This is a genomic window from Micromonospora coerulea (assembly GCF_016598485.1).
Classification (GTDB): Bacteria; Actinomycetota; Actinomycetes; order Mycobacteriales; family Micromonosporaceae; genus Micromonospora; species Micromonospora coerulea.
On the sequence record NZ_JAEMUW010000005.1, the window covers coordinates 150,892 to 164,375 of the forward strand.

Here is a 13,484-nt window from a genome sequence, read left to right on the forward strand (position 1 = left end):
TCATGCCGCGGCGGCGAGGTCGCAGAGCCGGCGTTGCCGCCCGGGACGACCTCGCGTACCCGGTCCAGCAGGCGGCCGTCCCTCGGCCCGGCCCGCGGTGGTCAGAGGGTGAGGCCGGCGTCGGTCAGGATCGGGCCGGCGAGCAGCAGCGCGCCGACGCCGAGCGCGACCAGGCTGACCAGCATGAAGACGGTCACCCAGAACAGCGCCGGGAACGGCGTCAGCCGGGCCAACTGGTCGGCGTCGGACTCGGGCATCCGGCCCCGGCTGCGCATCCGCTGCAGCTCCAACACCGGCCGTACGCCACCGAAGAGCAGGAACCAGACGGACGTCCAGGCGAAGGCGGCCTGCACCTGCGGGGAGGCGTACCAGGAGACGGCGAGCACCACGCCGCCCGTGACCAGCAGTGACAGCACGCCGAAGACGTTGCGGATCAGCACCAGCATGGCGAGCAGCAGCGCCACGGCGACCCAGAGCAGCAGCGTGATCCGGTTGCCGGCGAGCAACCAGGCGCCGGCGAGGCCGACCAGCGACGGCGCGACGTACCCGGCGAGCAGGGTGAGGATCATCCCGGGGCCGGTGGGGCGCCCGGCCGAGAGGGTGAGCCCGGAGGTGTCCGAGTGCAGCCGGATGCCGCGCAGCTTCCGGCCGGTCAGCAGCGCCACCAGGGCGTGCCCGCCTTCGTGGGCGATGGTGACCGCGTTGCGGGCGATCCGCCAGGGCAGCCGGGTGGCGACGACCACCAGGGCGACCACGGCGGTGAGCAGCACGAGCAGCGGCGGCGGGTCGGGCTGGGCGCTGAGCAGCTTGTCCCAGAGGGTGGTCAGGCCGTCGATCAGGGGCATGGGCGGGGAGCCTACCCCCTGATCGAGTGTCGCTTCCGGGGCGCGGGCTCGTATGGGGTGAAACTGATCGGGTGGCGACCGGAGCGGGAGGTGAACGCCGATGAGCGCGGCACCCCTTGAGCCCCACGTCGGTCTCTGGACGGAGGCCGACTACTTCGCCCTGGGCGATTCCCCCAGCCGGATCGAGTTGCTCGACGGGAGCCTGATCGAGAGCCCTGCCCCGACCAAGCGGCACCAGACCGTCTCCCGCCGACTGGCGAACGCCGCTGAATCGGCAGTCGAGGCAGGCGGCCTGCTGGTGTTCGAGGCCGTGAACGTCCGGCTCGGTGTCGATCGCATCGTCATTCCTGATCTCGTGGTGGCAGAAGCCGACGACGAGGGCACTGTGGTCGAGGCGGGTGAGGTCAGGCTGGTCTGCGAGATCGTCTCGCCCGGCAACGCCGCCGCCGACCGGCTGGTCAAGATGCAGCCGTACGCGATCGCCCGGATCCCGTGGTATCTGCTGGTCGAGCAGGACGGCGACGGCCATTCGCTCCGGCTGTACCGGCTCGACGGGGCACACTACGTCGAGGACCGGGTGGCCAAGGCGGGCGAGACGCTGACCCTGGCCGAGCCCTTCCGGTGGCACCTCGACCCCGCCATCCTTCGCTGACCGTCATTGATCAGCCGCCCGGCCGTCGACGGTCGTCTATGAAAAATTCTTTAGGCCCTCTTGTGATCTAGGGCAGTTAACTCCAAGGATAGGCATCAATCGATCGACGTCCCTGGAGGCATCAATGGCCCGTACCAGCTTCTCCGTACGCCGGCTCCTCGCCGCCGGCCTCACCGTGGTCGCCACCGCGGCCGTGGCCCTCGTCGCGACCGCCGGACCGGCGGCGGCGGCAACCACTCCCGGCATCGACGTCTCGCGCTACCAGGGCACGATCAACTGGACGAGCGTCCGCAACGCCGGCATCCAGTTCGCCTTCATCAAGGCCACCGAGGGCACCAGCTACAAGGACCCCAACTTCAACACCAACTACGTGAACTCCTACTACGCCGGGGTGATCCGCGGGGCGTACCACTTCGCCCGGCCGAACATCTCCTCCGGCGCCACCCAGGCCGGCTACCTGGCCAGCAACGGTGGCGCCTGGTCCGCCGACAGCCGGACCCTTCCGGCGGCCCTCGACCTGGAGGCCAACCCGTACAGCGGCGGCTACTGCTACGGCCTGACCACCTCCGGCATGCGGAGCTGGGTCCAGGACTTCCTCAACACCTACCGGTCCCGCACCGGCCGGTACGCGGTCATCTACACCACCACGAGCTGGTGGAACCAGTGCACCGGCAGCTGGACGAGTCCGTGGGCCAACCACCCGCTCTGGATCGCCCGCTGGTCCAGCACCGTCGGCACCCTGCCCGCCGGCGCCCCGTTCTGGAGCTTCTGGCAGTACACCAGCACCGGCACCGTCTCGGGGATCAGCGGCAACGTCGACCGCAACTACTGGAACGGCGACCGGACGCGACTGATCGCCCTCGCCAACAACACCTGACCCACCCGGATCGGTCGGCGGCAGCGGGATCGGCTATCACCAAAGGTCGATGGCCGGTCCGGCTGCCGCCACCGTCGCCCGTACCCGGTCAGGCCCTCCGTCGGGCGGGGACCGGCACGGCGACCGGGCCCTCCCCGGCCAGGGCGTTCCGCCGCGCCAGGCGCCAGGCGGCCACCCCGGCGACGGCGACGGCCACGACACCGAGCAGCGCCATCAGCGCGGAGACGCCGGCGCTCACCAGCAGCAGGACGATGTCCCCCAACGCGACCAGCATCCACAGTGCCAGCCGGGGCCGGGAATCCTTGCGTCGGTAACCCATGTCGCACCTCCTTCCGTCGTCACGGGACCAGTACCCCGTCCGGCGCAAGGCCATGCGAATCACTTTCGCGGTGCTTGAGGAGCGTCGAGCTCAGTTGACCCGGTCCGGCTTGAAGCCCTTGGTGATGACGTCGAAGTTGGCGAGGTTGGCATCCCAGCCCTCCACCGGCACCTCCCACCGCAGGGCATAGCCCCGGTTACTGGCCGTGGCCACGCCCCTGTTGCGCACGTGGATCTGCGTGCCGTCCCGTGTCTGCAACCAGTCCCAGTCCGCGCAGGTTCGGTAGTAGCCGTCGCAGCGCGTGATGCTCACGTACTTGTAGCCGCTGACGTAGTCGTCGCGGTACGGCTCCTGCTGCTTCCAGTCCGCGTACGCGTCCTTCTTCGGAGTGTCGGTCCACTGCACGTACAGCCGACGCAGGCCGTCGGGCTCTGAGAACGTCACGGAGTTCTTGCCGGGGCTGCTCCGCCAACCGTCCGGAAGCGGGACCCGGAAGCCGTTCGGGCCCTGGTAGTACCGCCAACCGGCGGGCAGCGCGAAGCCCGTGCCGGAGGGGCTCGCCGACGGGGTCGGGCTGGCGGCGGCGCTGCTCGCCGGCGGCGCGGCCGGCTCCGAGGTGGGCGCGGCAGCCGACGACTCCGCCGGGGCGGCGCTGGTGGCGGCGGCGCCTCCGGCCTGCTGGCCCCCGCCGTCGTCCTTCGGGTCATCGCCCTGGTTGAGTAGCGGCACGATCACCACCAACCCGAGGAGCAGCAGCGCGGCCAGCACGCCCATGAGCACATTGCGCCGCCGGTGGTCCGGCTTCGTGCCTGGCACCACCGTGGCCCGCCCGGTCGATGGGGCCGGGCTCACCGGGGCCGGCATGACCGAGGTCGGATTCGCCGGCCGACGCGGCGGCGGGGCGTCGACCCGGGTGTCGTCGGCGACCGGCGGCCCATCGGCCCGGGTTTCATCGTCGGACGTGGCAGCCGGTGCCTCCACGTGGGTGTCGTCGGCGACGGGCGGCGGCCCGTCCACGCGCGTCTCGTCGAGGGCGGGCGCCGGCGCCTCGACCTTCGCGGTCGGCTCAGCGTCCGCAGCGGACACCGGCGGGTCGAGCTTGGCGGTCGGGGCGGCGTCGGACGACCCGGTGGCCGCCCTGGCGTCGGCGCCGGCCGCGAGCGCGGCGCCCGCGGCGGCGGCTGCGGCCGTACCCGGGCCGGGTTTGCGCGGGGCCGGCGTGGCGGCCGGCCGGTCGCCGCGCTCCTCGGCTGGACGCGGCGCCGGCACCAGCGGCGGACGCGGCTCGCGCGGACCGTTCGGCCCCGGCCGGCGTACGCCGTCCAGCAGCGGGATTCCCTTCACCCGCCGACCGACGGCCTTGCGCAGCAGGCGCTCCGCGACGTCAGCGGTCATCCGCTCGGCCGGGTCCTTGCGGAGCAGGCCCTGCAGGACCGGCTTGAGCGGCCCGGCGTTCTTCGGCGGCGGCAGTGGCTCGGTGGCCAGCGCGGCCAGGGTGGCGATGGCCGACGGCCGGGCGTACGGCGACTTGCCCTCCACGGCCGCGTAGAGGGTCGCGCCCAGCGACCAGAGGTCGGCCTCCGGCCCGGCGGTGCCGTCCTTGGCCCGCTCCGGCGCGATGTACGCGGGCGAGCCGAGCACCATGCCCGTCCGGGTGACGTTCGGGTCGCCGGGGATGGTGGCCAGACCGAAGTCGGTGAGCACCACCCGGCCGTCGTCGCCGAGCAGCACGTTGCCCGGCTTGACGTCCCGGTGCATCACACCGGCCTTGTGTGCGGCCTTCAACGCGCCCAGCACACCGAGTCCGATCTCGACGGCCTTGGCGGACGACACCGGCCCGTCCTCGGCGAGAGTGTCCTGCAAGGACCTGGACGGCACGTACTCCATGACGATCCACGGGTCGCCGTCGGTGCGCAGCACGTCGAAGATGCGGACCACGTTGATGTGGTTGAGCCGGGCGATGGCGCGAGCCTCCCGTAGGGAGCGTTCCCGCATCTCGCGGCGCTCCTCAGGGGTGAGGCTGGGCGGCGGAACGAGCTCCTTAATGGCAACGTCCCGGTGCAGCACCTCGTCGCGCGCCTTCCAGACCCGACCCATGCCGCCCTGGCCGAGCGGCGAAATGAGCCGGTACCGGTCGGCGACGAGTTGGGGAAGCGCGTTCGACATCGCTGAGACGGTACCCGGCAGCAGCGACGCTCACACCGCCGGCACGCCACTGTGCGGTGAAGGTCAAGTTCTGGACGCGTACCCTGAGGCCATGTCTGCCGAAGAGCCGCTGTTCCGGATCGTCCGCGGCGTGCCCACCGCCGAGGAGCTGGCCGCCCTCGTCGGTGCGATCGTCGTCCGGACCCGCCCGACCGCCGCACCCGAGCCGGTGGCCGCGTCCGTGTGGGCGCGCAGCGGCCGCCCGGCCGACGCGAGGCCCGTCGCCGGCTCCGGCGCGTGGCGCGCCTCCGGCCTCCCCCGCCGCTGAGCCTGTTTCGGGTACGGCGGTCCTGAGCTGGGAGAAATTTGTCGGGACTGCCGAGATCGCGCCGCAGCCATTAACCTCACTCAGGGAAACGGTGCGGTGACGGGCAGGAGGGTCGATGATCCCCGAGGAGGACCGGCCGGCGGGCTGGCTGCGTGACTACGCCGGCATCGAGGCCGACATCCGACAGATGCGCGAGTTCGCCGACCGGCTACAGGCCGAGGTCGAGCGGAACTACGCCCCGCACCTGTCTTACATCGCGGACGACATGAGGGCCCCCATCCCCAACCCGGCCGACGCGTTCATCGAGCTGGTGCAGTTCCTTCAGGCACACCACGAGGCCCAACAGGCGACCACCGAGGTGGTGTGGGGCATGGTCCCGGCAACCGGCCGGCTGGCCTGGGCGGCCGGCGCCATCGCGGACGAATATGCCGGCTCCGACGCGTTCTCCTCCGCCCGGGTGGCCGACGTCGAACGGGCGCTGACCGGCCCCTCGGCGACCGGGAGAGGGCCCCTGCCCCCGCTCCCCGACCCGACCGGACCGGAGAGCGGGCGGGTGGTGCTGCCGTGATCGAGCGAGGCAGCGGCCGGACCTCCGGCCTCACCGACTGGCGACTGATGGACGTGCTCAGCATGTGGGCCTGCCTTCAGGACCACGACACCACCGGGCACTGGAAGCAGGTCGCCGGTTGGCGCAAGGTCTCCGAGCTCGCCCTCACCCACCTCAGCCGCCTCAAGGAATACCGCCGCGGGCTCGCCGAGGCGTGGCCGCCGGAGACCAACGCCGCCGCCCGCGCGTACATCGGCGAGCTGGACCAGCTCATCGACAAGGTGCAACGCACCCACGACACGGCCGCCGCGAACTACGACGCGCTGGCCGCCGCGACCCGCGCCCTCGGCAGCACCCGCGCCGAGCTCGAACCGCTCTACCAGGAGTACGCGGCCAAGCTCCAGCAGAAGCAGGCGTACGAGGCGACGGTGGCCGACCCGAAGGCGGTGGCGGGCAGCCGGCTACCCGAGCAGCCGCCGGTGACCGACGGAGACCTCGAACGGCTTAACGTCCAGGCGCGAGGGCTCATGACGGGGCTCAGCGGCGAACTCCAACAGGCCCAGGTAATGCTCCGCACGCCACCGCCTGCACCAAGAACCTGGCCCGGACGAGAGCAGGTCGATCCAGACGTATACGGCACTCCAGCCACCCCCGTGATTCCCCCCATCGTCGCGGTACCTGTAGTTAAGGGCGGTGCCACGTCGTCCGGCAGCCGAAGGTCGGCGGCGGCGCGGGTGGCGCCCGCGCAGCCACAGCCCGGCGCAGGACTCGCAGTCGGGCCCGGCCCTGTTCTCGGTGGAGCCGGCACCGGGTTGGCACCCGCCCCAGTCACTCCGGGTTCAATAGGGTCAATACCGCCCGCGACACCGTCTCAACCGCCAGTTACTGCTGTAGGGATGACACCGAGCCTGCCCGCCATCTCCGGCCTGGGCGGTAGCGGTGGCGGCTCACGCAAAACCTCACTACGAGATGAGACAGGAGCCCTTGGGCGCTCCGCCTTCGGCGGCACCTCAGAGCAACCGCACGCCGCCCCAGCGCGATCAATGCCGCCAAATGGCCTCATAGGCGGCACGCCAGGCATGGGTCTCGGACAACCAGCCGCTGGCGCTAGTCCGCCTCGCCGGGTCAATCCAATCGGCGGCGTGATCGGGGGTGGAGGCGCAGGAACGGCGCCTACCGGCGCGGCCGGTTCCCGTCCAGGTGCCGGCCGCAACTCTCATGCAAATGGCCTGCACGGATTGTCACCTCTGGGTGGTGGTCCCAATATGGGCTACGGCTCACAGGCGGTCGGCGGAGCGGCCCCGCGGCCGGTCCGCCGTGAACAAGGCGAGGCAGGGTCGCGCTACTGGGACCTAGACCACCCGTGGGAGACCGACGAAGGGGTGACACCGGTGGTCCGCCCGCCGGACGACCAAGGTCCGATCGATCCTGGACCGGCAATCGGTTTCGACCGGTGAGACGCCCTCGCACTCACCTTGCCCTCACCGCCTTGCTGACGTCGACCAGTGCCCTGCTGTTAGTCACACCCGTTCAAGGCGCCTTCGCACCCCATGGAGCCGATCGGGTGCGGAGCGACCAGTGGCACCTGCAATACCTGAAAGTGATTGAGGCGAACGGGATCAGCCGTGGCGAAGGGACTATCGTCGCCGTCCTGGATACCGGTGTTGATCCCCACCCGGATTTGAACGAAAATCTACTTCCCGGAATTGACATGGTCGGAGGCGGAAGTGGCAATGGCCGAGAAGACCGAGACGGTCACGGCACTGCAATGGCCGGTCTGATTGCCGCCCGAGGTCAAAGAAATGAAACTGGGGCGCTTGGAGTCGCACCAGCGGCAAGAATCCTGCCGGTGCGGGGCAAGGTCACCAACGAAGGAGGCGATACCGGGACCCTTGCAGCCGGCATCGAATACGCTGTCGAGCAAGGAGCTGACATAATCAGCATCTCGGCCGTGGCGGCAAGAAGCCCTCGCCTTCAACATGCAGTTGAGGACGCTCTCCGCGCCGGCATTGTTGTGGTGGCCGCAGCGGGGAACCAGCCCGAGGACTCGCGCGTTGGTTATCCCGCCGCGGAATACGGTGTGATCGCTGTCGGAGGAATTGACCGGACCGGCAGGCGTGCTTATGTCTCAGTCACGGGCGCCGAGATCGATGTTGTTGCTCCGGCCGTAGATATCTACAGCACCAGTTTCGGCGGCAACTACTCCAAAGGCACAGGCACTTCGGGCGCCGCAGCCATCGTTGCGGGGGCTGCGGCTCTGATCCGGTCCCAGTACCCGAACCTGCCCGCCCAGGAAGTCGCGCACCGGCTCACGGCCACTGCCATTGACAAGGGCCCACCTGGCCGCGACGACGAATACGGCTACGGCGTCATCGACCTCGTCGCCGCCCTGACGGCGGACGTACCGCCGCTCGGCTTCGAATCAGCGCCGAGTGTCCCGACCACGACGACCGCCGCGAGGCCGGCGTCGGATGGTGGAGACGACGGTGCGACGGCCCGCGGCCTGGCCACGCTCGGCGTACTGGTCGCCGCGGGTGGCGGCTACCTGCTGTGGCGGCGTCGCCGTGCCGATGACCCGCCGCCGCGGATAAGTCGGTAACGTCGGTCGGGTGCTGAATTCCGTACCGCTGCGCCTCGTGCTCGCCTCGCAGAGTCCCGCCCGCCGCAAGCTGCTCCAAGCCGCCGGGATCGAACCCGACGTGCTGGTCAGCGGGGTCGACGAGTCGCAGGTGGTCAGTGACCAGGCCGAGGAGTTGTGCCTGGAGCTGGCCCGGCTCAAGGCGCAGGCGGTGCTGGGCCGGCTGCGGGCGACTCCGGACGAGCGGACGCTGGTGCTCGGGTGCGACTCGGTGCTCGCGTTCGACGGGGAGATCCTCGGGAAGCCGACCGATGCGGCGGACGCGACCCGACGGTGGGAGCGGATGCGCGGGCGCAGCGGGGTGCTGCACACCGGGCACTGCCTGATCGACGTCACCCGTGAGGTGCGGGCGGAGGCGGTCGCGTCCACCACCGTGCACTTCGCTGACATCAGCGACGAGGAAATCGCCGCGTACGTGGGGACGGGTGAGCCGCTCGCCGTGGCCGGCGCGTTCACCATCGACGGGTTGGGTGGTGCGTTCCTGACCGGCATCGAGGGTGACCCGGGCACCGTGGTGGGGTTGAGCCTGCCGCTGCTGCGGAACCTGCTCCGCGAGTTGGAGCTGAGCATCACCGACCTGTGGACGAAGGTCGCGCCGGGGGGCCAGGAGGTCGACCATCTCGGCTAACGTCCGGTCATGAGCACGAAGCCGCTGCCACTGACCCCGGAACTGCACGCCTACCTCGTCGCGCACGGATCCGCTCCCGACGAGATCGTCCGTGAGCTGACCGAGGAGACCCGGGCGGCGCTGCCGGCCCAGGCGACCATGCAGGTCGCGCCGGAGCAGGCCGCGTTCCTGACCTTCCTCACCCGGCTGCTGGGGGTCCGGCAGGCGGTGGAGGTAGGCACCTTCACCGGTCTCTCCTCGCTGGCGATCGCCCGGGGGCTGGCTGACGGTGGCCGGTTGACCTGCTTCGACATCTCCGAGGAGTACACCGGCATCGCCCGCCGCTACTGGACACGGGCGGGCGTGGACGACCGGATCGAGCTGCGCATCGGACCGGCCGGGGAGACCCTTCGGGAGCTGCCCCGGGAGCGGTACCTGGACTTCGCCTTCATCGACGCGGACAAGGTCGGCTACCCCATCTACTGGGATGAGCTGGTGCCGCGGATGCGGCCGGGCGCGGTGATCGCGGTGGACAACACGCTGCGCGGTGGCCGGGTGCTCGCCCCGCAGAACGCCGACGACCGGGCGATCGCCGCGTTCAACGATGAAATCCTGGCCGACGTCCGGGTGGACGTGGTGATGCTGCCGATCGCCGACGGCGTCACGCTCGCCCGGGTGCACTGAGCCCGGCAAAGGGGCCGGGCCAGGCCAGGCCGAGACCAGGGGCGGGCGGGGTCAGACGGTTGCGGGGGTCGGCTCGCGGGTGTCGGCCGGGTGGGCGGCGCGCAGGGCGCGACCGAGCCGTACGGCGAGCAGCGCGGCCGCGGCGATGAAGCCGGGCAGCAGCAGGAAGGCCAGGTGCGGCCCCACCCCGTCGGCCACCCACCCCAGCGCGACCGGCGCGATGCCGAAACCCACCCCCATCGAGTACGACGCCCAGCCCGCCGCCTTGTCGGCGGCCGGCCCGGCGACGGCGAGCGCGATGGAGATCGCCAGGGGGTAGTGCAGGGCGTTGCCCAGGCCGAGCACGACCAGGCCGGTCACGGCGAGCCAGCCCGCCGAGGCGGCCCAGAACAGGGCGAAGCCCGCCAGCGACACGGTGAGCGCCGCCAGCAGCAGCGGCACCGGCGGCCAGCGCAGGGCGACCCGGCCGCCGACCACCCGGCCGGCGAACATCCCGCAGACGATGGCGGCGACCGCGGCGGAGGCACCGCCGGCGCTCAGCCCGGCGTGGCTGCGCAGCACGTCGGCGGTCCAGAGCGACAGGCACACCTCGATGGAACCGGTGATCGCCATCAGCACCCAGGCGATCCAGTACGCCCGCGGCAGCCGGCCGGACGAGCTGGCGTCGGGATCGGTCAACCCCGTGGGCTGACCGGCAGCCGCGGCAGCGGGGGCGGCGTGCGGTAGGCGTACCCGGAAGGTCAGGGCGGCGAGGGCGACCAGCGCGATCAGCCCGACCTCGACGGCCATCACCGGCCGCCAGCCGAGGCCAGCCCCGACGGTGGCGCCGATGACCAGCGGGGCGAGGATGCCCATGCCGGCGCAGGCGGCGTTGGCCTCGGTGAGGGCGGCGGGCGCGGCGGGGCCGTGGTGTGCGGTGAGCACGACGCTGACCCCGCTGATCACCATCATGCCGAAGGTGGCGATCACCGCGACGGAGGCGATGGTCGCCGGCAGCGGGTGCAGGGTACCGAGCGCGGTGACGCCGGCGGCCACGCCGGCGAGCCCGAGCCAGATGGCGGAGCCGCGGCCGAGCCGGCGGGCGACCGGCGGGAAGAGTGCCCCGCCGAGCAGCGCGCCGACGGCGATGCCGGTGCTGTGCAGCCCGGCGACGGCGGCGCTGGTGCCCTGCTCGTCGCGGAGCAGCGGGACCACCGGGCCGAACCCGTAGAGGAAGAAGCCCCACAGCCCCAGCTGTGCGTAGGTCAGCCAGGTGGTCCGGTCATGAGTGAGGCGGGGCACCGGCCTTACGCTACAAGCGCCGGACCGGGTGCCCCGCCCCTGGTGAGAGGCAGCTCTCTCAGCGCACGCTGCGGGCGAACTGCCGGGCCGCCCAGACCACGCCGGCGGCGGCGAGCACCGCGATGATGCTCAGCCCCTGCCAGACCTTGTCGTTGCCGAGGTCGCCGGCGAAGAGCGCCCGGGTGCCGTCGACCGCCCAGGAGAACGGGTTCCAGTCGGCGATGCCCTGGAGCCAGCCGGGGGCGAAGGTGAGCGGCAGCAGGATGCCGGAGAGCAGCAGCACCGGCTGGGCGACGGTGTTCATCAGCGGGGCGAGTGCGTCCTCGCTCTTGACCTTGAGCGCGACGCCGTACGAGACGGCCGAGGTCATCAGCGCGATCAGCGCCAGCATCAGGTACGCCAGCAGCAGGTCCCCGATGAAGACCCGCAGGTCGAACAGGAGCGCCAGCAGGGTGATGATGACGGCCTGCACGATCAGCGAGACCACGTCCCGCAGCGAGCGTCCGAGCAGCAGGGCGAGCCGGCTGACCGGGGTGACCCGGGAGCGTTCGATGACCCCGGCGCGCAGCTCGGCGATCAGGCCGAAGCCCTGGAACAGGCCGCCGAAGATGGCCAGCAGCACCAGCAGGCCGGGCACGAAGATCTTGTAAGCCGCCGCCTGGGTGGGCGCGTTCAGCGCCGGCTTGAGCAGCGGGGCGAAGAGCAGCAGGTACATCACCGGCTGGAAGACGCCGACGAAGACCCAGACCGGGTTGCGCAGCAGCAGCTGGATCTGGCGCTCGAAGATGAGCCAGGTGTCGCGGAGGAGCTTCATGGTCTTGTCTCCGGTGTCTCAGGACTCGCGCAGCGAGCGGCCGGTCTTGGTGAGGAAGACGTCGTCGAGGCTGGGCCGGTGCAGCTCGATGGAGCGCAGGTCCAGCCCGGCGTGGTCGAGGCGGCGCAGCACCTGCGGGATGGCGGTGGCGCCCTCGTCTACGTAGAGGCGCAGGCCGCCCTCGTCGCCGGTCTCCAGCTTGTTGACGTACGGCTCGGTGTCGAGCACCTCCGCCGCCTGTGGGGTGGCGGCGGCGTCGAGGCCGACGAGCACGACGTCGCCGGAGATCTCGCGCTTCAGCTCGGCCGGGGTGCCCTCGGCGACCACCTCGCCGTGATCCATGATCGCGATCCGGTCGCAGAGCGCGTCCGCCTCGTCCAGGTAGTGCGTGGTGATGAAGACGGTCATCCCGTCGGCGCGCAGCCGGCGGATCTCGTCCCACATGTGCGCCCGGCTCTGCGGGTCGAGGCCGGTGGTCGGCTCGTCCAGGAAGACGATCTTCGGCTCGTGGATGATGCCGAGGGCGATGTCCACCCGCCGCCGCTGGCCGCCGGAGTAGGTCTTGCACTTGCGGTCGGCGTACTCGGTGAGCTGGAAGGCGTCCAGGGCGCGGGCGGCCCGCCGGTGCGCCTCGGCCTTGCCGATGCCGTAGAGCCGGGCGTGCAGGACCAGCTCCTCGCGGGCGGTGGACTCGTCCCAGGTGCTGCCGCCCTGGGCCACGTAGCCGATCCGGCGGCGCACCTCGGCCGGATCCGTGCGCAGGTCGGCGCCGGCGATGGTGGCCTCGCCGCCGTCGGGCTCGATGAGCGTGGCGAGCATCCGCAAGGTGGTGGTCTTGCCGGCGCCGTTGGGGCCGAGGAAGCCGAAGATCTCGCCTTCCGCCACCGTGAGGTCGACGCCTCTGACGGCGTCCACGGTCTTCGTCTCGCGACCCGCCCGGGAGCGGAAGGACTTCCGCAGTCCCCTGGTCTCGATCATTTCTGCTCCTGGTCGTCCGGGCCGGCGCGCCGGCCGTTCTCGCCTGGGGACGACGCCGGACGGCGCTCTCCCCCCGTTGTGCGGGCTAAAACTAACGCGATATAGCGCTTCTAGTCAACGTTGATTATTGCGTGGAGGAGTCATCCGGATCGGCGGTCCGCTGCTGCCACTCGACCCAGCTCTCCTTGGCGGGCAGTCCAGCAGGCAGGTACGACACCCCGGACTCGATCCGCTCCGCGATCCGCTCGCACCAGGCGACCTCCGCCTCCGACCGGGCGGACCAGAGTTCGAAGATCCAGCTCACGTGCACCGGCCGGGTGGTCCGCATCCACTCCGAGTCCATCGCCGCCCGCATCGACTCGGCGCCGGCCCGCAGCAGCATCGCCCGGTTGCGCAGGGCCGCGGCCGCCTCCTCGCGGGGCAGGGCGGGCAGGAAGGAGAAGGCCGCCGTGAAGGGGTCGGTCGGCTCGTGCAGCTGCCACCACAGCCCGCGCAGCAGGCTCTCGAACTCGTCGGCGCCCTTCTCGGTGATCTCGTACGTGGTCCGGGCCGGCCGGCCGCCGACCTGCTCGGTGGCGACCGCCCGGAGCAGCCCCTCCTCGGTCAGCTTGCGCAACGCGTGGTAGATCGAACCGGGCTGGATGTTCGCCCACTTGTCCGCGTTCCAGCTCAGCAGCTCGCGGCGCACGTCGTACCCGTGCACCGGCTGCATCCACCTGACCAGCCCGAGGATCATCATGCGTGTGGCCGACATCGGACAAGCGTAATA

General features: G+C 71.3%; 15 protein-coding genes. 8 read left to right on the top strand and 7 right to left on the bottom strand.

Annotation, left to right across the window (positions count from 1 at the left end; all coding sequences use genetic code 11):
* Positions 1-101 precede the first annotated feature (101 nt).
* Positions 102-845 (bottom strand): M50 family metallopeptidase, encoded by a 744-nt coding sequence (locus tag I8N68_RS09165; protein ID WP_200209445.1) that lies wholly within the window; start codon positions 843-845, stop codon positions 102-104.
* Positions 846-945: 100 nt separating this feature from the next.
* Between I8N68_RS09165 and I8N68_RS09170 the strand changes: the two genes are divergently transcribed.
* Entirely contained in the window at positions 946-1,497 is a 552-nt protein-coding gene (locus I8N68_RS09170; protein WP_200209446.1) for a Uma2 family endonuclease, read from the top strand.
* Positions 1,498-1,621: 124 nt separating this feature from the next.
* Positions 1,622-2,374 carry a GH25 family lysozyme gene (locus I8N68_RS09175; protein WP_200209447.1) on the top strand — a complete coding sequence of 251 codons (753 nt, stop codon included), beginning with the start codon at positions 1,622-1,624 and terminating at the stop codon, positions 2,372-2,374.
* Positions 2,375-2,462: 88 nt separating this feature from the next.
* Here the strand turns inward: I8N68_RS09175 and I8N68_RS09180 are convergent, their stop codons facing one another.
* Entirely contained in the window at positions 2,463-2,693 is a 231-nt protein-coding gene (locus I8N68_RS09180; protein WP_200209448.1) for a hypothetical protein, read from the bottom strand.
* A gap of 90 nt (positions 2,694-2,783) precedes the next feature.
* Positions 2,784-4,859: a serine/threonine-protein kinase gene (locus I8N68_RS09185; RefSeq protein WP_200209449.1), complete on the bottom strand. Its 2,076-nt coding sequence runs from the start codon at positions 4,857-4,859 to the stop codon at positions 2,784-2,786.
* Positions 4,860-4,950: 91 nt separating this feature from the next.
* Between I8N68_RS09185 and I8N68_RS09190 the strand changes: the two genes are divergently transcribed.
* The 6 genes from I8N68_RS09190 to I8N68_RS09215 all read left to right on the top strand — a co-directional run bounded on the left by I8N68_RS09190 (position 4,951) and on the right by I8N68_RS09215 (position 9,642).
* Positions 4,951-5,166 (top strand): acyl-CoA carboxylase subunit epsilon, encoded by a 216-nt coding sequence (locus I8N68_RS09190; RefSeq protein ID WP_200209450.1) that lies wholly within the window; start codon positions 4,951-4,953, stop codon positions 5,164-5,166.
* A gap of 115 nt (positions 5,167-5,281) precedes the next feature.
* Positions 5,282-5,734 carry a hypothetical protein gene (locus I8N68_RS09195; protein ID WP_200209451.1) on the top strand — a complete coding sequence of 151 codons (453 nt, stop codon included), beginning with the start codon at positions 5,282-5,284 and terminating at the stop codon, positions 5,732-5,734.
* Positions 5,731-7,170, top strand: a complete 1,440-nt coding sequence (locus I8N68_RS09200; protein WP_200209452.1) for a hypothetical protein — start codon at positions 5,731-5,733, stop codon at positions 7,168-7,170. The genes I8N68_RS09195 and I8N68_RS09200 overlap by 4 nt, the downstream gene beginning before the upstream one ends.
* 32 nt (positions 7,171-7,202) lie before the next feature.
* Positions 7,203-8,312, top strand: coding sequence for a type VII secretion-associated serine protease mycosin (mycP, locus tag I8N68_RS09205; protein ID WP_200209453.1), 1,110 nt, complete (start codon positions 7,203-7,205; stop codon positions 8,310-8,312).
* Between the two features lie 10 nt (positions 8,313-8,322).
* The gene (locus I8N68_RS09210) at positions 8,323-8,979 is read left to right on the top strand and encodes a Maf family protein (RefSeq protein WP_200209454.1); all 657 of its coding nucleotides are present in this window, start codon (positions 8,323-8,325) and stop codon (positions 8,977-8,979) included.
* Between the two features lie 9 nt (positions 8,980-8,988).
* The gene (locus I8N68_RS09215; protein WP_200209455.1) at positions 8,989-9,642 is read left to right on the top strand and encodes an O-methyltransferase; all 654 of its coding nucleotides are present in this window, start codon (positions 8,989-8,991) and stop codon (positions 9,640-9,642) included.
* A 51-nt stretch (positions 9,643-9,693) separates the two neighbouring features.
* On the opposite strand, the gene I8N68_RS09220 is transcribed toward I8N68_RS09215, so the two are convergent.
* From I8N68_RS09220 to I8N68_RS09235, 4 genes are all read right to left on the bottom strand, one after another.
* Positions 9,694-10,923 (bottom strand): MFS transporter, encoded by a 1,230-nt coding sequence (locus I8N68_RS09220; protein WP_200209456.1) that lies wholly within the window; start codon positions 10,921-10,923, stop codon positions 9,694-9,696.
* Positions 10,924-10,981: 58 nt separating this feature from the next.
* Positions 10,982-11,737, bottom strand: coding sequence for an ABC transporter permease (locus I8N68_RS09225; protein ID WP_200209457.1), 756 nt, complete (start codon positions 11,735-11,737; stop codon positions 10,982-10,984).
* Between the two features lie 18 nt (positions 11,738-11,755).
* Positions 11,756-12,715: an ATP-binding cassette domain-containing protein gene (locus I8N68_RS09230; protein WP_200209458.1), complete on the bottom strand. Its 960-nt coding sequence runs from the start codon at positions 12,713-12,715 to the stop codon at positions 11,756-11,758.
* A gap of 124 nt (positions 12,716-12,839) precedes the next feature.
* A complete protein-coding gene (locus tag I8N68_RS09235; protein WP_234039164.1) occupies positions 12,840-13,469 on the bottom strand; it encodes a PadR family transcriptional regulator in 630 nt (209 codons plus the stop codon).
* Positions 13,470-13,484 lie beyond the last annotated feature (15 nt).

Coding starts and splice junctions, on each gene's coding strand:
- I8N68_RS09165 (WP_200209445.1), bottom strand. CDS start 845: ATGCCCCTGATCGACGGCCTGACCACCCTCTGGGACAAGCTGCTCAGC.
- I8N68_RS09180 (WP_200209448.1), bottom strand. CDS start 2,693: ATGGGTTACCGACGCAAGGATTCCCGGCCCCGGCTGGCACTGTGGATG.
- I8N68_RS09215 (WP_200209455.1), top strand. CDS start 8,989: ATGAGCACGAAGCCGCTGCCACTGACCCCGGAACTGCACGCCTACCTC.
- I8N68_RS09235 (WP_234039164.1), bottom strand. CDS start 13,469: ATGTCGGCCACACGCATGATGATCCTCGGGCTGGTCAGGTGGATGCAG.
- I8N68_RS09225 (WP_200209457.1), bottom strand. CDS start 11,737: ATGAAGCTCCTCCGCGACACCTGGCTCATCTTCGAGCGCCAGATCCAG.
- I8N68_RS09185 (WP_200209449.1), bottom strand. CDS start 4,859: ATGTCGAACGCGCTTCCCCAACTCGTCGCCGACCGGTACCGGCTCATT.
- I8N68_RS09175 (WP_200209447.1), top strand. CDS start 1,622: ATGGCCCGTACCAGCTTCTCCGTACGCCGGCTCCTCGCCGCCGGCCTC.
- I8N68_RS09195 (WP_200209451.1), top strand. CDS start 5,282: ATGATCCCCGAGGAGGACCGGCCGGCGGGCTGGCTGCGTGACTACGCC.
- I8N68_RS09170 (WP_200209446.1), top strand. CDS start 946: ATGAGCGCGGCACCCCTTGAGCCCCACGTCGGTCTCTGGACGGAGGCC.
- I8N68_RS09230 (WP_200209458.1), bottom strand. CDS start 12,715: ATGATCGAGACCAGGGGACTGCGGAAGTCCTTCCGCTCCCGGGCGGGT.
- I8N68_RS09190 (WP_200209450.1), top strand. CDS start 4,951: ATGTCTGCCGAAGAGCCGCTGTTCCGGATCGTCCGCGGCGTGCCCACC.